General features: G+C 69.2%; 18 protein-coding genes. 7 read left to right on the top strand and 11 right to left on the bottom strand.

The features are described from left to right. Positions 1–162: 162 nt before the first annotated feature. The 8 genes from F9278_RS26680 to F9278_RS26645 form a co-directional block, all read right to left on the bottom strand. Positions 163–447, bottom strand: a complete 285-nt coding sequence (locus F9278_RS26680; protein ID WP_152170570.1) for a hypothetical protein — start codon at positions 445–447, stop codon at positions 163–165. Further along, entirely contained in the window at positions 447–728 is a 282-nt protein-coding gene (locus F9278_RS26675; protein ID WP_152170569.1) for a hypothetical protein, read from the bottom strand. The genes F9278_RS26680 and F9278_RS26675 overlap by 1 nt, the downstream gene beginning before the upstream one ends. A 331-nt stretch (positions 729–1,059) precedes the next feature. Beyond that, on the bottom strand, positions 1,060–1,251 hold the full coding sequence (locus F9278_RS26670) for a DUF397 domain-containing protein (RefSeq protein ID WP_226967331.1): 192 nt from the start codon (positions 1,249–1,251) through the stop codon (positions 1,060–1,062). 13 nt (positions 1,252–1,264) lie between these two features. Continuing rightward, on the bottom strand, positions 1,265–2,116 hold the full coding sequence (locus F9278_RS26665) for a helix-turn-helix domain-containing protein (RefSeq protein WP_152170568.1): 852 nt from the start codon (positions 2,114–2,116) through the stop codon (positions 1,265–1,267). A 65-nt stretch (positions 2,117–2,181) separates the two neighbouring features. Then, a complete protein-coding gene (locus F9278_RS26660; RefSeq protein WP_152170567.1) occupies positions 2,182–5,481 on the bottom strand; it encodes an N-6 DNA methylase in 3,300 nt (1,099 codons plus the stop codon). A gap of 60 nt (positions 5,482–5,541) precedes the next feature. Next, positions 5,542–6,306 carry an RloB family protein gene (locus F9278_RS26655; protein WP_152170566.1) on the bottom strand — a complete coding sequence of 255 codons (765 nt, stop codon included), beginning with the start codon at positions 6,304–6,306 and terminating at the stop codon, positions 5,542–5,544. After that, positions 6,306–7,583 (bottom strand): AAA family ATPase, encoded by a 1,278-nt coding sequence (locus tag F9278_RS26650; RefSeq protein ID WP_152170565.1) that lies wholly within the window; start codon positions 7,581–7,583, stop codon positions 6,306–6,308. Before F9278_RS26650 ends, F9278_RS26655 begins: the two co-directional genes overlap by 1 nt. A gap of 110 nt (positions 7,584–7,693) precedes the next feature. Continuing rightward, a complete protein-coding gene (locus F9278_RS26645; RefSeq protein ID WP_152170564.1) occupies positions 7,694–8,977 on the bottom strand; it encodes an adenylosuccinate synthase in 1,284 nt (427 codons plus the stop codon). Positions 8,978–9,174: 197 nt separating this feature from the next. Between F9278_RS26645 and F9278_RS26640 the strand changes: the two genes are divergently transcribed. Continuing rightward, positions 9,175–10,131, top strand: a complete 957-nt coding sequence (locus tag F9278_RS26640) for a diacylglycerol kinase family protein (protein ID WP_152170563.1) — start codon at positions 9,175–9,177, stop codon at positions 10,129–10,131. A 460-nt stretch (positions 10,132–10,591) separates the two neighbouring features. Then, complete coding sequence (locus F9278_RS26635) at positions 10,592–11,146, top strand: hypothetical protein (protein ID WP_226966966.1); 555 nt, start codon at positions 10,592–10,594, stop codon at positions 11,144–11,146. 145 nt (positions 11,147–11,291) lie between these two features. Here the strand turns inward: F9278_RS26635 and F9278_RS26630 are convergent, their stop codons facing one another. Next, entirely contained in the window at positions 11,292–11,801 is a 510-nt protein-coding gene (locus F9278_RS26630) for a GNAT family N-acetyltransferase (protein ID WP_152170562.1), read from the bottom strand. A gap of 100 nt (positions 11,802–11,901) precedes the next feature. Here F9278_RS26630 and F9278_RS26625 point away from each other — a divergent pair, with 100 nt between their 5' ends. Further along, the gene (locus F9278_RS26625; RefSeq protein WP_152170561.1) at positions 11,902–12,483 is read left to right on the top strand and encodes a YciI family protein; all 582 of its coding nucleotides are present in this window, start codon (positions 11,902–11,904) and stop codon (positions 12,481–12,483) included. A 104-nt stretch (positions 12,484–12,587) separates the two neighbouring features. Beyond that, positions 12,588–13,040, top strand: coding sequence for a DNA-binding protein (locus F9278_RS26620; protein ID WP_152170560.1), 453 nt, complete (start codon positions 12,588–12,590; stop codon positions 13,038–13,040). Between the two features lie 135 nt (positions 13,041–13,175). Here the strand turns inward: F9278_RS26620 and F9278_RS26610 are convergent, their stop codons facing one another. Then, the gene (locus F9278_RS26610; protein WP_152170559.1) at positions 13,176–13,622 is read right to left on the bottom strand and encodes a GbsR/MarR family transcriptional regulator; all 447 of its coding nucleotides are present in this window, start codon (positions 13,620–13,622) and stop codon (positions 13,176–13,178) included. Between F9278_RS26610 and F9278_RS26605 the strand changes: the two genes are divergently transcribed. From F9278_RS26605 to F9278_RS47405, 3 genes are all read left to right on the top strand, one after another. Next, positions 13,596–14,852, top strand: coding sequence for an ABC transporter permease (locus F9278_RS26605; protein ID WP_404818947.1), 1,257 nt, complete (start codon positions 13,596–13,598; stop codon positions 14,850–14,852). The two genes, F9278_RS26610 and F9278_RS26605, sit on opposite strands and share 27 nt — an antisense overlap. Positions 14,853–14,918: 66 nt before the next feature. Further along, entirely contained in the window at positions 14,919–16,097 is a 1,179-nt protein-coding gene (locus F9278_RS26600; RefSeq protein WP_152166950.1) for an IS701 family transposase, read from the top strand. 451 nt (positions 16,098–16,548) lie between these two features. Then, positions 16,549–16,776, top strand: coding sequence for a hypothetical protein (locus F9278_RS47405; protein WP_226966965.1), 228 nt, complete (start codon positions 16,549–16,551; stop codon positions 16,774–16,776). Here F9278_RS47405 and F9278_RS26590 read toward each other — a convergent pair. After that, positions 16,759–17,976: a cytochrome P450 gene (locus tag F9278_RS26590; RefSeq protein ID WP_152170558.1), complete on the bottom strand. Its 1,218-nt coding sequence runs from the start codon at positions 17,974–17,976 to the stop codon at positions 16,759–16,761. The two genes, F9278_RS47405 and F9278_RS26590, sit on opposite strands and share 18 nt — an antisense overlap. Positions 17,977–18,035 lie beyond the last annotated feature (59 nt).

The following is an 18,035-nucleotide window of genomic DNA, read 5'->3' as shown; positions in this document are numbered from 1 at the left end:
GGTGAGAGGTCGGCAAGGCGTAAGTGGACTGTAACGCGCGCAAGCCTCTGCCTTCTGTTCGGTTCCGACTGTTCACCCAGGAACGGCATCGACCCCCTGGACATGTCACACCTCATACCTGTGCTGCCCCGGGAGCCGATGCCAGCGCACCTCAGGCGCACATCAGCGGCGTCGTTTCGTCCGGGCACTCTTCCGGCAGTCGGGAAGGCTGGATTCCGGGACGATCACGGCGACGGCCTCGTCGTCGAGCGCGTAGCAGAGCTGGGCGTGCAGCACTTCGGCCTCGGCAGCTGTGAGACGCAGCGCCACGTCGGAGTCGAAGGCCCCGTCACGGCGCAACCAGAGGTCGATGGAGATGGCCCCGTCGTCCTCCTTCCGCACGGGCTTGCCGGGTACTCGGCTGACCTGGACCCGGGCGTTCGGCTGGGCGCTTCGTGCCGTGCTCATCAGACAGCCACCCCCGCCAGGGCGCCCACCGGGGTGCCGATGTGGTGGCCGTGGATCACCCAGGGCCCTACGTCGATGCCGTCGAGCGCGAGCACGAGCGCGGCCCGGCGTTCCTGCTGCCGCTGATGCTGTTCATGGACGATGAGGTAGGGGCGTACGAGGGGGCTGGTGTCGTCGAGGAGAGGGTGGGAGCCGGCCCGGGGCCTGGAGGCAGTAAGGAGTTCGGGCGGGGCAGCACGCCGGATGAGCAGCCTCAGGCCGGAGAAAGTGCGCGGGGACACAGGGGCGACTCTCGGAAGACCGCGCCGACGACGGCTGCCGCTGGCCGGAATGAGGAGGGAGAGGATGAGGACAAGCGTTCGTTGCAGTGCAAGCCGGATAGGCTTGAGCATGCTGGCGCTCCTTTGCAGCGTTGGCCATGCCCCGGGGTGGTCGCACACCGCCGGGGTTTCTGATGTCTCTGCAACCGTCGAGTCACGGTGCGTAGCTGAGACTCTAGCTACAAAATACGCGACATCTCAATATTGAGGCTTCCTCAATGCGAAACTTGGCATATGCCGAACAACGGCAGGCCCCACCAGAGCCAGGTGGGGCCTGCCGACCGAGAAGCGCCTACACCAAGCGGTCCGCCGCGCCCGCCTTGATGTCGGCCAGGAACACGCGGAGCCCGTCCGAGGCTGTCGTCACGACCGTGCCCGGCTCGTCGCTCTCACGTATCAGCACGCCATCGCCACTCAGGCCAACTTCAATGCAGTTGCCATCGGAGTCCTCGGAGAACGAGGACTTACGCCACTGGACGCCCACTCTTCTCACGCCTTCAGAGTTGCTGTGCGACTTCACGGATGAACTCCCGCGAACGGTCGACGTTTAGGGACCGCTCCTCCATACGGTCCAAAACCATGCGGTAGTTCGAGAGGTGCGTCTCAGCATGGAGGAACCTTGAACCCTGACGCGTATCCGACTGCACCGTATCGAGTTGTGCGACAGGGCCGTAGGTGTACATGGTCGAGCTTCCAGCGCTGGGGAATCCACCAGCCGCGAACGGGAGGATCCGCACAGTCACGTTCTCCCGGTCGGCCTGCTCCAGCAGGTACGCCAGTTGGCGCTTGGCCACCCGCGCTCCACCGAACAACATGCGCAACGCGGCCTCGTGAATGAGGAACGTGCACAAAGGCGGCTCCTCCAGGTCAAATACAGCGCTTCGCCTGATACGGAACTCGACCTTACGGTCAAAGTCCTCAGGAGCGAGCTCAGGGACAGCCTCTCCGATGACTGCACGTACGTAGTCCTCGTGCTGGAGGAGCCCCGGCATGTGTGTGAGCTGCGCGGTGCGGAGCGCGACCGCATGGCGCTCCAACTCTGCCAGATCCAGAAGAACCGCCGGAACCAGGCCACGGTACGCGTCCCACCAGTTCGCACCGCGCTCCCGGGCCATCTCGGCGAGCGCGTCGACATACTTGTGATCCGGGCAGGAGTAGTTGGCAGCCCATACCCGTACGCGGTCCGAACTCACGCCATACCGGGCAGACTCCGTGTTGCTGAGCGTGGCCTTGTCGACACGATGCAGTTCAGCGGCCTCGGTCAGTGACAGCCCGACGTGCTCACGCATCTTGCGCAGCTCCGCGCCCAACCGCTGCTGCCGCTCAGTCGGAGGCTTCCTGGCCGCCATCAGGCTTCCCCTCTCCGCCGTTCACTCTTGGACCGTTCCCTCCGAGACACTGTTCAATGACGCGGTCAGCCGGTGAGGACATCTCTCAACGCCCTCCTGATCAGCCGTAGCTTCGCGACCTGGCGGTGCCGTACGGCCACCTTTTCCTGCAGTTCCGCCAATCCGCGACCGAGTTCCTCCTGCTCCGTGAGCCCCGGCAGCTCCATCTCCACATCGAGCAGACGACCGGCGTTGAGGACCGTGACGCCGCGCAGCAACGACCGGCCCACGTCGTACAGCCGGCCCTGGGCGTGAGGCAATCGCAACCATGCGGTCAGATAGTGGGGGGACAACAGATTCGCGCGGGGCCGAAGGCAGATGACAAGTGACCCGAACATGGCGCGCGCCAGTTGCCCCTGCCACACCGCGGCGCGAAAGACCTTGTCCGCAGCCGGCGCGGAGAGCAGGACGTCTCCTTCTTCCAGCAGTGCACCGACGCTCGCCCCGGCGTCGCGGCGCTGGATCCGGGACGGGTCGAGATCGAGCCCCGCCACCGTCAGATTGGCCGGACGAATCACCGGGATTCCGTCGGCGCTCCCGCCGGCACGTGGCGGCAGCCCCGTTCGCGCCGATACCAGGACGTCACGCAGAGGCAGCCGTTTCACTCGGCCTTCTCCCGCCGCTCCAGGTCCCAGCAACGCCAGCGTTGCGGCCAGTCCGTCGAACTCCAGCTTGGCCAGTTCCGCTTCCGCCTTCTTCTCGGCGTCGATCAGCTCGTGGACGGCGGTGACGAGCTGCTGCTGGCCGGAGGCGGTCCGCAGACTGTCCGCCGTGAAGTCCCAAGCCCGCCCCTGGGACCAGGGGTTGTTCCGCGCCATGCCCGCAGACGTGCCGTAGAGCTGCTGCTCTATCTCGCGGAAGGAGAGCCGGTACTTCTCCTCCCACCGCTCGTACACCTGGACCAGTTCGCGCCGTCTTCCGACGACCAGGCGCTCCAGTCCGGTCGCCAGTTCGTTCCGCAGAACGTCGAGCACGAGAACCCGCTCCCCCGCTGCCTCGGCAAGGGCGCCACGCGCCCGTTCCAGCCGAGCCGGGAAGCCCTGGTCCAGGAGCTTGATCGTTCTCTGGAGCGTGGTCCGTCGCCGCTTGAGCGAACGCAGCTCGTCCTCGGCGGCGTCCACTGCGGCCTGTGGGGAATCCGACCGGCCGGATGCGGCGCCCTGCTCTGCGGCTTCCGCCGCCGCTTCGGCGTCCGCTTGCGCCTGTGCCAGTGCCGCGCGGGCCTTCCGCGACTCCGCTTCCAGTTCGGCGGCCGAGTCCGTCGCGGACGTCAGCTCGTCCAGGAAGTCCGGGAGCATGGCCGCGACAGCCTTGTGTCCATAGGCGGACGCCCGCCGCTCCGCCGTCGGTCCCTGTGCCCCGCGCGCCGACAGGGCGGGGTCCGGGGCGAGCCCCGCGCCGACGTCCGTCACCCAGCCGTCCACGACCCCGCCGAAACCGAGGATCGACAGAGGCTGGAGGTCGCTCGCCGCCTCATGCCACCAGTGGGACACGGCGCCGGCCAGCGCGTGCCGGGGCAGCAGGCCGACAGTGAGCAGCCGGTCAAGGAACGAGTCGGTCAGATCAGCACGACAGCGGGCGAGTCGGACCCTGCGTTCACGCTCCGTGCCGCCGCCACTCGCACGCGGTTCCAGTTCCACGATCCGGTCCGCCTGGGATGCCCACCAGTCCTCGAAGACGGCCCACAGCTCCGCCTCCTGCCCGTCCATACGCTCAGTGAGTCCGGCTCCGCCCGCCCGTTCGCTCCGCGGCGGGAAGTCGACGTAGGCGTGGTCGTCGGTCCTTACGGCGAAGAGGTCACCCACTTCGAGGGCGTACGCGCCCAGCAGGGAACCGGCCGCCTCGATCTCCGCAACCGGCACACCACCCTGCAGATAGGCCCGGATGTCCTGCGGCTCGGGCGAGGGTGTGTTGTCCACATAATTACGGATGTTGAGGTTGTGGCCGTTCGCCTCCAACTCCTCGTGGCTCACGACGCGCGAGAAGGACTCGATCTCGGAGAAGTCGTGGAAGACCGAAACGATCTTCTCGATGTGTTCCGGCAACAGCACGTTCTGCGCACGCTCGGGGTGGAACTCACGGTCCGCGTTGATGAAGAGAACCCTGCCGCACCGTGCCGGCTCCTTTCTGCCCGGTGCGCGAAGCACCAGCACACATGCCGGGATTCCGGTGCCGTGGAAGAGGTTCGGCGGCAGGCCGATCACCGCTTCCAGCAGGTCGGCCTCGATCAGCCGGGCCCGGATCCTGCCCTCCTCACCTCCTCGGAACAGCACACCGTGCGGCATGACGGTGAAGACCGAACCGCCCTGTCGTGCCGCCATGTACAGCATGTGCTGGAGGAACATGAGGTCGGCCTTGCCCCTCTCGGGCGTCCGGCCGTACGGCATACGCGCTTCGAGGTCCCTGATGTCCGCGGCCCTGTAGTCCATCGAGAACGGCGGGTTGCTCAGCACCAGGTCGTACGACTTGTCCAGGTGAAGCGGCGTCGTGAGCGTGTCGCCGATCTCCAGGTCGAACGCGTCGACGCCGTGGAACAGCATGTTGGTCGTGGCCATGACCCACGAGCCGTGGTTGGCGTCCTGACCGGACAGGGTGAGGCTCTCGGCGTTGCCGCCGTGCTCCTCGACGTACCTCTTGGCGTGGATCAGCATTCCGCCGGTGCCCACGCACGGGTCGTACACGCTCTGCCCCTCCTGAGGGCGTGCGAGCTCCACCATCATGCGCGCCACCGTGCGCGGTGTGTAGAACTCGCCGCCCTTGGCACCCGCCGAGTCGGCGAACGCCTTCGCGAGGTACTCGTACGCGGCACCGACGGCGTCGGGGAATTCGAGGTCCTCGGCGCTCAGTTCCAGACTGCCGAAGTGGTCGATGAGCGCGGAGAGCCGCTTGTCGGCCGCCTTGCCAGCCAAGGGGCCGTGACCACCGACCCGGCCGAAGTCGATGTGCTCGAACAGGCCGCGCAGCCGCTCGTTCCCCTCCTGGGTCTCCACAGCGCGCAGCGCGGACCGCAGACGGTCACCCGCCACAGCGTCGACAGCTCCGGCCAACCGCTCCCAGCGAGCCGCCTCGGGCACGTACACGACCCCGCGGTCGAGGTATCGGGCGGGCGCGTCGGCCTCCTTCTCGGCTTCCCCACGTGTGGCGCCGGACGCGAGCCGCTCGTCGAGGATCCGCTCACGCGTCGCCTCGAACTCGTCGTTCGCCCACTTCAGGAAGAGCAGCGCCGACAGGAGGTCGCGGTACTCGGCGACGTCCATGGCGCCGCGCAGGATGTCCGCCGCGGCGAAGAGGTGGCGCTCCAGTTGGGCGAGCGTGAGTCTGGCCACGGAAGAACTCCTCGGTGGGTGATCCGATGCTGACGACTGGGGCGGGAGGGACCGCGCGCGCTAGTAGCCGCCGAGGAGCAGTCCCTGCTCCACGAGGCACCAGACATTCGTGTAGGGGTCCCAGGCGTTGGGGTTGCGCGAGGAGTGATACTCGTTGATCTTCTTCGCGTATTTCCTGGCCGACTCGTAGCGGTGGCCGTCCTCGCTCAGCACCTGGTCCTCACGCAGATGCTTGGACTCCTGCTCCGAGACACGTTGGACACCCGGCCCGTACGTCGCCGCGAAGCCGGGACGCGATCGCAGGCGGCTGTTGGCATCGCCGCAGACCCCGCCGAACGTACTGGTGTAGTTGGTGTAGTGCAGGAGCCGCCACAGCTCGAAGCAGGGGTGGGAGTAGGCGACGTGGATCCCCTCGTCGTCTGCGAGGCTCATCGCCTCGGGGATGCTCAGGTGATCGTCCCGGTCGAAGACCACCCATACCTGCGGCCAGTTCCAGTCCCCCTCCTCGGTCCCGTCCGGAAGAACCTCGTACGGCCTCAGGCCCGCGCTCCTGGCCTCTCGTTCGGCCTTGATCCGCGTACGGACCGCTTCCTGCACCATCCGGTACGGCTTGCGGTACTTGCTTTCCGCGTTCTCGTTCGAGATGTGGTGCTGGACCTTGCGATCGGGCCTCCCCCAGACGCCCTTCCTGACGATGATGTCGATGTACTCGGGCTCGGTGACCTCGCCCTCGGTGTAGATGTACACCTGGCGGTCCCGAGTGGCTCGGCCCCTCGCACCGCCCTTCTTGGGGGTGATTCTGTCCCCGCCCCTCGACCTGGCCATCAGGCCCCCTCCGCCCCCGTCCGCTCCGCCTGTGCCGTCCTGTCCGCGCGCAGCAGCCGTCGTCCGACCTGTCCCTCGGAGACCTTGGGCACCGCGCCGAAGGACCCCGCCAGATAAGCGGCCATGAGGTCCTCTTCCGCCGTCGGTTCCCATTCGGCGACGGACGACAGTTCGGTGGCGCCCCGCTCGTCCTTCTCCGTGAGCCAGATCTGCCCCGGGTGCAGCAGCCTGCCGCCACTCGGTGTCTGCAGCAGGGAGGGATCGTGCCCGGTGAACACCAGCTGCGCACCCTTCGGATTCACCCAGGGGGCCTGGAAGAGGCGTACGACCTCCGCCGCGAACCGGGAGTGCAGGCTGGCGTCGAGTTCGTCGATCAGCAGGACCGCCCCGGTGTCCAGGGCCAGCAGGAGCGGGCCGATCAGCGCGAACCACGAGCGGGTTCCCCACGACTCCGAAGCCCACTCCAGGGTCGATCGCTCACCGCTGCCCATGTGCACGAGACGTACCGTCGGCCGCCCGGACGACGACTGCTCGACCTCGACCCCGGTGATGCCGAGATCGGCGACACGCAGCAGTTCCTCGGTCCGCCGTCGGAAGTCCTCGCTCTCCAGCAGCCGCGTCGCCGTGTAGTCCTCGCGCTGGGCACGTTCGGTCTCGGGGGTCACGTCCCAGAGATTGCTCTTGAACCAGTCGAAGACAGGGGTGAGCTGTTCATGTCCGTCATTGGCGGCACGGGTGAGCAGCAGGGCGTCCCGTCGGGTGGTGCGGGCCAGGTGCGCACGGTCCTGCAATCGGTCGGCCGGGAACTCGAATTCCTTCTCCCGTGTGGCGTCACGCTCGAACCACACCTGGCGTCGGCCCTTGGGATAGCCGTAGAGCCACTCCGCCTCGACCTGTTGAGGTCCCAGCTCGAAACCGTAGGTCCAACGGACGTTGCGGTCGAGCAGAAAGTCCGCCTCGTACAGCGTGGTCTCGGCCGCCGCCTTCGGGTCCAGGGCGAACTGGTCACGGGGGATGCCGTCGTGGGCGATCCACTCGGCGTAGGAACGCAGTACCGCGTCGCGCATGTTCTTCAACGCGGTGATGACATTGGATTTGCCGGACGCGTTGGCGCCGAAGACGCCGAGGACGGTATGGACCGGCAGGTGCCGGCCGTCGGAGAGCGTCACCTCACGTGCCGCTGCGTGGTCCCCTTCGGATCCCTCCGGTGCGACGAAGGACAGTTCCTGCTCGTCACGTAGGGATCTGACATTCGCCACCCTGAATCTCAGCAGCATCCCGTCTCCTTCATGGCGGACAGACTAGTCAGACCATCCGGCCGCCGTCCCGGGTACGCGGCGACGGCCGACACCGTCACCGGGTCGGCCGCCTCGCGCGGGGGCGCGGACTAGATGAACGAGTTGATCTCGATCGTCTCGTCGCGGCCGGGGCCCACGCCGATCGCGGAGATCGGGGCGCCGGACATCTCCTCCAGCGCCTTGACGTACGCCTGGGCGTTCTTCGGCAGGTCGGAGAAGGACTTCGCCGAGGTGATGTCCTCGGACCAGCCCGGCAGGGTCTCGTAGACCGGCTTCGCGTGGTGGAAGTCGGACTGCGAGTACGGGAGTTCCTCGACGCGCCTGCCGTCGATCTCGTACGCCACGCAGACGGGGATCTGCTCCCAGCCGGTGAGGACGTCGAGCTTGGTGAGGAAGAAGTCCGTCAGGCCGTTGACGCGGGTCGCGTACCGGGCGATGACCGCGTCGAACCAGCCGCAGCGGCGGTCACGGCCGGTGGTGACACCCCGCTCGCCGCCGATGCGGCGCAGCGCCTCGCCGTCCTCGTCGAACAGCTCCGTCGGGAACGGACCGGCGCCGACACGTGTCGTGTAGGCCTTGAGGATGCCGATGACCCGGCTGATCTTCGTCGGCCCGACGCCCGCGCCCGTGCAGGCACCGCCCGCGGTGGGGTTGGAGGAGGTGACGAAGGGATAGGTGCCGTGGTCGATGTCGAGGAGCGTGCCCTGACCGCCCTCGAAGAGGACCACCTTGCCGTCGTCGAGGGCCTGGTTGAGGACCAGGATCGTGTCGGTGACATAGGGCGCGAGCTTGTCGGCGTAGACGAGGAGTTCCTCGACGACCTGGTCGACGGCGATCGCGCGGCGGTTGTAGAGCTTGGTGAGGAGCTGGTTCTTGACGTCGAGGGCGGCCTCGACCTTCTGCGTCAGGATCGACTCGTCGTACAGGTCCTGGACACGGATGCCCACACGGTTGATCTTGTCCGCGTAGGTCGGGCCGATGCCCCGCCCCGTCGTCCCGATCTTCCGCTTGCCGAGGAAACGTTCCGTGACCTTGTCCACGGTGACGTTGTACGGCGTGATGATGTGAGCGTTTCCGCTGATCAGGAGCTTGGACGTGTCGACGCCGCGCTCGTTCAGACCGCTCAGCTCGGAGAGCAGGACCGACGGGTCGACGACGACACCGTTACCGATGACCGGAGTGCACTCCGGAGTGAGGATCCCGGAAGGGAGAAGGTGGAGGGCGTACTTCTGATCACCCACGACTACCGTGTGGCCGGCGTTGTTGCCGCCCTGGTAGCGCACCACATAGTCGACGGAACCGCCCAGCAGGTCCGTCGCCTTTCCCTTGCCTTCGTCACCCCACTGAGCACCGAGCAGCACAAGTGCGGGCACGCGCGTACACCCCTTCCGGGCGGGGCATGTCCAAGGTCGGGGGCGTACGCGGTGGCTCATTACCGCCGCGTGCACCGCGACCGCCGTTGGTCGCACCTGAAGGACCCGGATGCCCCGGAATAGACGAAGCCCCTGGCGCAATAGCGCAAGGGGCTCTTGCACAAAGATGCTACCCGAGGAAGCGAGGCAGGACCGAGGTGGCGACTGACGACCAGCTCCTCGTGGTCATCGACCCCCTCGCCCGTCGCACGGACGGCGAGGCCGTACGGATCGCGAAAGACGTGCTCAGCGCGGGTGCGGCGAGCACGAAGGTGTGTCTTCCGGAGGGGCCCGAGGAATTCGCGCGGGCACTCGCACGACGTGGTTCTCGGCGCCCGGTGGTGGTCGGCGACGACCGCGCGCTGCTGCGGACGGTGGCTCTTCTGCATCGGCGGCGGGAGCTGGAGGCGTGCGCCCTCTCCCTGGTCCCCGTGGGCGCCGCCCTGGGCCTCGCCCACTCCCTCGGCGTGCCCACGGGCGCGGTCGCGGCGGCCCGCGCCGCCCTCGACGGCGTCGAGCGCCGGCTCGATCTGCTCGTCGACGACAGCGACGGGGTGGTGCTGGGCACCCTCCGCATCCCGGTCCTGCCGGGCACACCCCCACCGGACGGCTCGGGCAGGGGAGCGGGCCCGGGGACGGCCCACGGCACGGGTCCGGGACGGGCCGGGGGCCCCTCGGACGGCCACGGCCCGCCGCCCGGCCACCACTCCTGGCTGCGCGCCTGGCCGCAGTCCCTCGCCCGTACGCTGTCGACGCGGCCGGTGCGGCCCGCCCGGATGTCCCGTCCGCTGCGACCCTCGCGCATACGGGTCTCCGCCGGGGGCGGTGCCGGGCCCGCGCGGCTGCGGGTGGAGGTGGACGGGGTGACGCTCGTCGACCTCGACCAGCCCGTGGAGGCGGTGTCGATCGCGCCCGGTGCCGACGGTGGCGCCGACGTCGAGATCCGGCCGGTGTCGATGGGCACCGAGACGGCCTCGCTGCGCGCCACCGGCCACCGGGTCACCGTCTCCGGCGCGGATTTCCGCTACCGGGCGGACTCCCTGGTCGCCGGACCCGTACGCACCCGGACGTGGACGGTACGGGAGAGCGCCTGGGGACTGACGCTGCCGGTGTGAGGGCTGAAAAAAATGCCGAGGAATATAGCCGCGGGGGAACCCGGGAAGCGCGCGACACGCCGCCGCCGATCACTCGTCGGCACGGAATTCACACCACGGCACGCATTCTTCATTCATCGCGCCCTGAGGCTTCTTGAGGAGTCGTCAGGTGCGCGCTTCGCGGGGCGACCTGACGGACTCTCAGAGCCGGGGTCGCTCGCGGCACGTCCAACAGGGTGACGACGCGTCAGCGAGTTCCGAACAGACGCTCTCCGCACATCAAAATACCAGCTCACTGCCATATTTTGAGGAGGCGTCAGGCGCGCCGATCGTCACTCTCCGGGGCGACGGATCATGCGACCGTTCAGCCCAGTTTTCACACTTCTCCGGCCCTTCTCGAAATGACAGCGGAAACGGCCGTCATTACGTTCGTTCTCGTCGGCAGGTCCTGTCGACGAGAACGAAGAGAAGGGGAAGTGCATTGCGCACTCGTAAAGTCACAGTGATCGCCGCCTCCGTCGGCGTGGCAGTCGCGGCCGCCACCGGTGTCACCTACGCCAGCTCCGCCCTGGAGTCCGCTCCCCGGTCCACCTCGATCGTCCAGGACGCCGCCCCCGCCCCGGCTCCGCGCGGCGGCAACGGCACCGGCACCGAGGCCGGCTCGAACGCCGCGTCCGACTCCGGGGGGAAGGAGAACTGGAACGGCAAGCGCGGCGAGGGCCGTGGCGACCGGGGTGACAACCGGGACGAGGGCCGGATCTACATCAACGAGCGGTCGTACTCCGCCGACCCGGGTTCCTGCATCGCCGTGGTCAACCTGAACAGCGTCATCGACCAGTTCGACACCACCAGCTTCAACATCCGGAACGAGAGCGAGCGGACCGTCGAGTTCTACAACGGGCTCACCTGTGACAACGGCGCTCCCGTCGCCACGGTCGGCCCGCGCAGCTCCAGCCACGCGGTCGCCGGCGACCAGGAGCTCGAAGACCTGGTTGTCGTGGGCAGCTTCCGTGTGATCAACAACGGACACCACTGATCCGACCACCGAGGCCTGAAGGCCTCGTCGCACCATCGGAAACCCCGGCTCGCCGTAATCGAGCCGGGGTTCCGGCACGAAGGTATCCCTTCGGGATGCCCCGAGCTCGCCATTCCCCCACCCGTGCCGCCGACCGAGACAGGCCCTACGCGTCGGAGGTGCCGTCCACGACGGCCGGGGCACGGGCGGCGAGCGCCTTGAGGGGCTCGCCACTGAGGCGGCACACCCTCCATTCGTCGAGGAACTCGACGTCCAGCGACCGGTAGAAGTCGATCGTCGGCTCGTTCCAGGCCAGCACCCACCATTCGAAGCGCTCGTAGCCACTCCGTGCACAGAGCGCGGCGAGGGCCGCGAGCAGGGCCTTGCCGTGTCCCCCGCCCCGGGCGTCCGGACGTACGTAGAGGTCCTCCAGGTGCATCCCGCGCGTACCGGTCCAGGTCGAGAAGAGCGGGAACCACAGGGCGTAGCCCACGGGTTCACCCGTGTCGTCGTCCTGCGCGATCAGCGCGTACGCCGCCGGGTGCTCACCGAACAGCGCCTCGCGGAGCTGCTCCTCGGTGGCTCGGGCCTGCTCGACCGCCCTTTCGTAGGCGGCCAGTTCGCGGATCATCGCGATGATCTCCGCGACGTCGTGCACGGTGGCGGTACGGATCATGCGGGGATCATCGGCCACCACGTCGAGCCGTGTCCACCGACCAAGTCCACGCGCCGTAAGTCCGTTGAGACTTCGGGGAGGGTCGGGGAGGCTGCGGGGCATGGAGTTCTTCTGCTTCCACCGTGACCGGGCCGGCACTCTCGACCTCCGCGAGGAGCTGGTGGAGGCGCACTGGTCGTACATGGACGGGTACGCGAAGGAGCTGATCGCCCGGGGTCCGACCTTCGCGGAGGACGGGGAGACGCCCTCCGGGAGTGTGCACATCGTCGACCTGCCGGACGCCGCGGCGGCACGGGCGTTCGCCTTCGACGAGCCCGACCAGCAGGCCGGTGTGTTCCGGGACGTGCTGCTGCGCCGCTGGCGGAATCTGCTGGGCCGCACGATGTGGGAGTTCCCGGGCGGGCGCGGCGGCGGCCGTCGCCACCTGGTGCTCGGCCTCGGACCGGACCTCGGCTCCGGCGCGGGCTCCGGCCCGGGGGACGCCGTCGAACTCGCCGTTCCGGCCGCGTGGCGGGACGAGTTGATCGCGTACGGGCCGCTGCTGTCGGACGACGGCACGGCCTGGCTGGGGACGGCGGCGCTGGTCCGCGCCCCGGACGGGGACGCGGCGCGCGCCGTACTGGACGGGGAACGGTACGCCGAGGCCGAGGTGCGGGAGTGGGAGTTCGGCGGACGCCGGTGAGAGGGACCGTCCGGGAGAAGCCGCCGGCTGGGCATGACCCGCTGGAAATAGTTCGCTGGAAATAGTTCGTTGACAACAAAGTGTTTGCGCCTCACGATGGGCGCATGACTTCGTCCAGCGAGCCGCCCTCCGATCCGCCCACCGATCCCTTCACGCCCCCGAGCGCGGACGAGGCGCGCGCCCAGCGTGTGTACAAGTCCTTGTTCCGTATCGCCGAGCGGCACGCGGACACGGCCGAGCGGCGGAATCGCCAGGTCCACCCGCATGTCCTCGGTCCGCACGAGGCGATCCGGCTGGTCTCGTACCTGCTCAGCGGCGCCGCCCTCCTCGACGACGGCGAGGCGGAGATCGACCGCGCCGACATCACCGCCGCCCTGACCCTGATCCCCCTCGCCCGTGGCGAGATGGACGAACTGGAGGTCGGCCTCCTCGACATGGCCCGGGGCCGTGGCATGACCTGGCCGGAGATCGCGTTCGGCCTCGGCCTCCAGACCCCCCAGGCGGCACGACAGCGCCACGAACGCCTGACGAACCGCACGGAGAAGACGGACACTTAGCCCCCGCCGGCGAGTACCGACCGTCCGCCAGTCCCGGCCGTCTGCCTGGTTCCGGCCGTCTGTCCGGTCCCGGCCGTCTGTCCAGTCCCGGCCGTCTGCCTGGTTCCGGCCGTCTGTCCAGTCCCGGCCGCCTGCCTAGTCCCGGCCGAACATCTCGTCGCGGCGTACGCGCCAGCGGCCCATCATCTCCTCGACCTCGGTCTCGACGAACTCGAAGAAGGCGAGGGTCTCGGAGAGCCGGCGGCCCGCCGGGCTGTCGGCGCCCAGGCTGGTGACGCCCTCGCGCAGCGCCTCCTCCCAGCGCTTGATGATGGCCTCGCGGTTGGTGAGGGCCTCGTACCACTGGTCGCTGTGGACGCGGTAGCGCTCGCGTCGCGAACCCGGTTCGCGCTCGCGTGACACCAGGTGCACCTGGGCGAGATAGCGGACCGCGCCGGAGACGGCGGCGGGGCTGATCTTCAGCTGCTCGCCCTGGTCGGCCCGGTCTTCGACGACTCCCTCGGCGCCCTGGCCGCCTGGCGCGTCGGCGTCTACGCCGGTCTCCTCGCCGCCGTCATGAGCCTCCTCGTCGTCATCCGCCACACCCGCGACGAGGAGGAGAGCGGACGCCAGGAACTGATCGCCTCGGGCATGGTCGGGCGCCGGGCGCCCCTGACCGCCGCCCTGCTCGCGGCGGCCGTCGCCAACGGCGGGCTGGCGCTCCTCGTCACTCTCGGGCTGGCCGGGCAGGGCGCGGCGGGCGCGCTGGCCTTCGGGCTGGGGATCGCGGGCGTCGGGATGGTGTTCGCGACGATGGCGGCGGTGGTGGCGCAGCTGACGGAGAGCGCACGGCTGGCGCGGGGGCTGACGGCGGGGGTGCTGGGCGCGGCGTTCGCGCTGCGAGCGGCCGGCGACGCTTCCGAGAACGAAGGTTCGTCTTTCTTCACGTGGGTGTCGCCGCTGGGGTGGCTCGAAAACGAGCGTTCGTTCGCGGATGAGCGCTGGTGGGTGCTGCTGCTGTTCGTGGCCGCGACGGCGATCCAGGGCGCGGTGGCGTACGCGCTCGCCGGGCGCCGGGACGTCGGCATGAGCTTCCTGCCGACCCGGCCGGGACCGGCCGCCGGACGGCTGGGTACGGCCGGCGCGCTGGCCTGGCGGCTCCAGCGCGGCAATGTCCTCGGCTGGAGCATCGGCTTCTTCCTCACCGGCGTCGTCTACGGCGGGCTGACCGAGGGCACGGCCGACTTCGTCGGCGACAACGAGGGCGCCCGCGAGATCTTCGAACGCATGGGCGGCCAGTCCGGTCTGACCAACGCCTTCCTCGCCGCGACGATCGGCATGCTCGGTCTGATCGCCGCGCTCTACATCGTCGGCTCCGTGCTGCGTCCGCACGGCGAGGAGACCTCGGGGCGCGCCGAACCGCTGCTCGCGGGCGCGGTGGGCCGGCTGCGCTGGGCCGCCGGGCATCTGTCCGTCGCCTTCGGCGGCACCGTGTGGATCATGTTCCTCGCCGGTCTCGGCTTCGTCCTCGGCTACGGCAAGGAGGCCGGCCCGATCCTGGGCGCCTGCCTCGTCCAGGTCGCCGGGGTCTGGGTGGTCGGCGGCGCGGCCGTGCTGCTGCACGGGCTCACTCCCCGCGCGGCACCGGCGGCCTGGGGCATCGCCGGAGCTGTCCTCCTCATCGGCTGGATCGGCCCCGTGCTCGACGCCCCTCAGTTCGTCCTCGACCTCTCCCCCTTCGGCCACCTTCCGAAGCTGCCGGGCGGCGAGACGCACTGGACCCCGGTCCTGACACTGACCGCGCTCGCGGCGGCGCTGGTGGCGGGGGGCTAGTACTGCAACCGCATCTGGCGTGACGGATGGTCGGCGGTCTCGTTGGTATGACTGTGTGCTGATGCGCTGACGGTTGAGCAGGTCGAGTCGTGGTCCGAGGGGGTGGCCGGGCTCCATGCCCGGTTCGCCCACCGTTTCGGCAGGTCGGAGCCCCGCGAGCGGGCGCTGGACTACCTGAACGGACTCGTCGCGCCGCTGGAGAAGAAGAACGGGTGGACGCTGTCCGAGCAGGTCGGGCAGCTCCGCCCGGACGGCGTCCAGCGCCTGCTCAACCACTCCGACTGGGACGAGAACGCGGTCCGCGACGATGTGCGCGACTTCGTCGTGGAGACCATCGGAGCCAAGAACGCGGTCCTGATCTGCGACGACACCGGTTTCCTGAAGAAGGGCACCAAGTCCGCCGGAGTCCAGCGGCAGTACACAGGTACCGCCGGCCGCACGGAGAACTGCCAGATCGGGACCTTCCTGGCCTACGCCTCCGCCAGGGGGCGGGCATTGATCGACCGTGAGCTCTACATCCCCGTTTCCTGGACGGATGACCGTGAGCGCTGCCGCGCAGCCGGGATCGACGACGAGATCCCCTTCGCGACCAAGAATGAGCACTGCAAGTGGATGCTGCAACGTGCCGTCGACGCAGGCATCCCGTTCGCGTGGGTCACCGCTGACGAGGCATACGGGCAGGTCAAGCACCTGCGGGTATGGCTGGAGGAACGCAGGATCGCGCACGTACTGGCCACCAAGGTCAACGACACCGTGACCACGGCGGACGGCGGCGACGCCAGGGTGGACCAGTTGGTCGCCGCCCTGCCCAGGCAAGCGTGGAAGCGGGTTTCCGGGGGCCAGGGCGCGCACGGCGAACGGATCTACGACTGGGCCCGCGTCGCCATCCGCCCGTACTGGGAGAACGGCTTCGGGCACTGGGTTCTGGCCCGCCGCAGCATCAGCGACCCCACCGAGATCGCCTACTACGTCTGCTACGGATCGGTGGCCTCCCGGCTGAAAGACCTGGTCAAGGTAGCCGCCGCGAGGTGGGCGGTGGAGGAGTGCTTCCAGACCGCCAAGGGCGAGTGCGGCCTGGACCACTACCAGGTGAGGCTCTACCGGGCCTGGTACCGCCACATCACCCTGGCCATGGCCGCCCTCGCCTACCTGACCGCCGTCCGCGCCGCAGAAGCCGCAAAAGGGGCGGAGCGGACGACGAGCAAGACCTCATACCCCTCAGCGTCCCGGAGATCCGCCGACTGATCGGCCACATCATCGTCACGCCCCGCCACCACAGCAACGACCATCATCTGCACTGGTCACGCTTCCGACGACGCAGCCAGGCCCGTGCCCGCCGCTCCCACTACAAACGCCGAGGCCACAACCCGCAGATGCGGTTGCAGTACTAGGCCGGGCTGCGACGGCGGGATCTGAGCAGCTGAGGACGAGTGCGCCGAGGCCGGGTGCCGAGGCCGGGGCCCGAAAGAACCGCCGCCCGGCACCACGCGTCCCTCCGGTCATGGACCGACGAGGCGCAGACGACCGGGACAGGGACCGGGACCGGGACTTGGCGAGCTTAGGGGCGGAGGGCCGAGGGGGAGAGGGTCAGGGGTCAGAAGGCCGGGGGGCAGAGGGTCGGGGGGCAGAGGGTCGGCGGCCGGAGCGGCAGAGTGTGTGGGGGTGTGGTGGGTGCGCGCTGTCGGCGGTGGGGGCGTTGACCGCGACGCTCGCCTGGAGTACCTCGGACCGCACACGACGCCATCTCCGGGGCGGCTTCGAGGGCGAGGACATGGACTACACCGTCCTCGCCACGGAGCTTCCGTTCGTCGTCCTCGCCGGGGCCGCCCTCCCGGCCGCCGTCTGCCTGGCGATCGCGCTGGTACTGGCCCGGCGAAGGGGGCGGGGAGCGGGCGGTGGGGGCTCCTCAGACCTCGACGGATAGGCCGTCCAGGCCCCGGATCACGAAGTTCGGCTTGCGGGTCGGGTCCGTGGCGAGCGCGAGGGTCGGGGCCTTCTCCAGGAGGGCCGTCATCGAGGCCGCCAGTTCGATCCGGGCGAGCGGGGCGCCGATGCAGTAGTGGATGCCCGCGCTGAACGAGATGTGCGGGTTCTCCTTGCGGGTGAGGTCCAGCTTCCCGGGCTCGGCGAACACCGCCGGGTCATGGTTGGCCGAGCCGAACAGCATCGCGATCTCCGCGCCCCGGGGCACCGTCGTCCCGTCGATCTCGATGTCGTCCAGCACCCACCGCTCGAACAGCTGGAGCGGGGTGTCGTACCGCATCAGCTCCTCCACCGCCGCCGGCACCAGCGAGTGGTCCGCGCGCAGGGCCGCCAACTGCTCCGGGTTACGGAACAGCGCCCACCAGCCGTTCACCGTCGCGTTCACCGTCGCCTCGTGGCCCGCGTTCAGCAGCAGCACACAGGTCGAGATCATCTCCTGCTCGGTGAGCCGCTCGCCCTCGTCGTACGCGGCGATCAGCCCCGAGACCAGGTCCTCGCCGGGCTCCGCCCGCCGGTGCGCGATCAGCTCCCGGAGATACTCCGAGAACTCCACCGACGCCCGCACCGCCCGCTTCGCCGTCTCCTCCGAGGGGCTCAGCTCGTACATCCCGCAGATGTCCGCCGACCAGGGCCGCAGCTGCGCCCGGTCCGACTCCGGGATCCCGAGCATCTCCGCGATCACCGCCACCGGCAGCGGCTCCGCCACATCCGTCAGCAGGTCGCCCCCGCCGGCCGCCACCAGCCCGGCCACCAGCTCACCGGCCAGCTCCTCCACATACGGCTTCAGCCGCTCCACCGTGCGCGGGGTGAACGCCTTCGACACCAGCCGCCTGATCCGCGTGTGGTCCGGCGGCTCCAGGTCGAGCATCCCGTGGTCGTTCAGCGTGTGGAACGGCTCGTGCTCCGCCGGCGGCGCCGTCCGCCCGAAGTCCTCGTGCGTGAACCGGTGCTGATACGTCCGCCCGAGCCGCCGGTCCCGCAGCAGTGCCGAGACATCGGCGTGATGCGGGACGAGCCACTGGTTCGTGGGCTCGAAGTACCGCACCCTGCCCCTTGCCCGCAGCTCCGCGTACGCCGGGTACGGGTCGGCCACGAAGTCGGGGTCCCACGGGTCGAAAGCGAGGTCGGAAGCAGCTGCCATGCGGCGACGCTAGCCCGGTTCCCCCTTTCTGACCAGGGGTGTCCGGCCGGCCTGGGGTC

It is taken from the genome of Streptomyces phaeolivaceus (genome assembly GCF_009184865.1).
Taxonomy (GTDB): Bacteria; Actinomycetota; Actinomycetes; order Streptomycetales; family Streptomycetaceae; genus Streptomyces; species Streptomyces phaeolivaceus.
Note: the sequence above shows the minus strand (reverse complement) of the source record. Positions and strands in the feature narration are given on the sequence as shown.

Bases quoted from the DNA above. Each gene is read 5' to 3' on its own strand.
- F9278_RS26680 (WP_152170570.1), bottom strand. From the start codon at position 447: ATGAGCACGGCACGAAGCGCCCAGCCGAACGCCCGGGTCCAGGTCAGC.
- F9278_RS26650 (WP_152170565.1), bottom strand. From the start codon at position 7,583: ATGCTGCTGAGATTCAGGGTGGCGAATGTCAGATCCCTACGTGACGAG.
- F9278_RS26590 (WP_152170558.1), bottom strand. From the start codon at position 17,976: ATGGCAGCTGCTTCCGACCTCGCTTTCGACCCGTGGGACCCCGACTTC.
- F9278_RS26665 (WP_152170568.1), bottom strand. From the start codon at position 2,116: ATGGCGGCCAGGAAGCCTCCGACTGAGCGGCAGCAGCGGTTGGGCGCG.
- F9278_RS26625 (WP_152170561.1), top strand. From the start codon at position 11,902: ATGGAGTTCTTCTGCTTCCACCGTGACCGGGCCGGCACTCTCGACCTC.
- F9278_RS26620 (WP_152170560.1), top strand. From the start codon at position 12,588: ATGACTTCGTCCAGCGAGCCGCCCTCCGATCCGCCCACCGATCCCTTC.
- F9278_RS26655 (WP_152170566.1), bottom strand. From the start codon at position 6,306: ATGGCCAGGTCGAGGGGCGGGGACAGAATCACCCCCAAGAAGGGCGGT.
- F9278_RS26605 (WP_404818947.1), top strand. From the start codon at position 13,596: ATGAGCCTCCTCGTCGTCATCCGCCACACCCGCGACGAGGAGGAGAGC.
- F9278_RS26630 (WP_152170562.1), bottom strand. From the start codon at position 11,801: ATGATCCGTACCGCCACCGTGCACGACGTCGCGGAGATCATCGCGATG.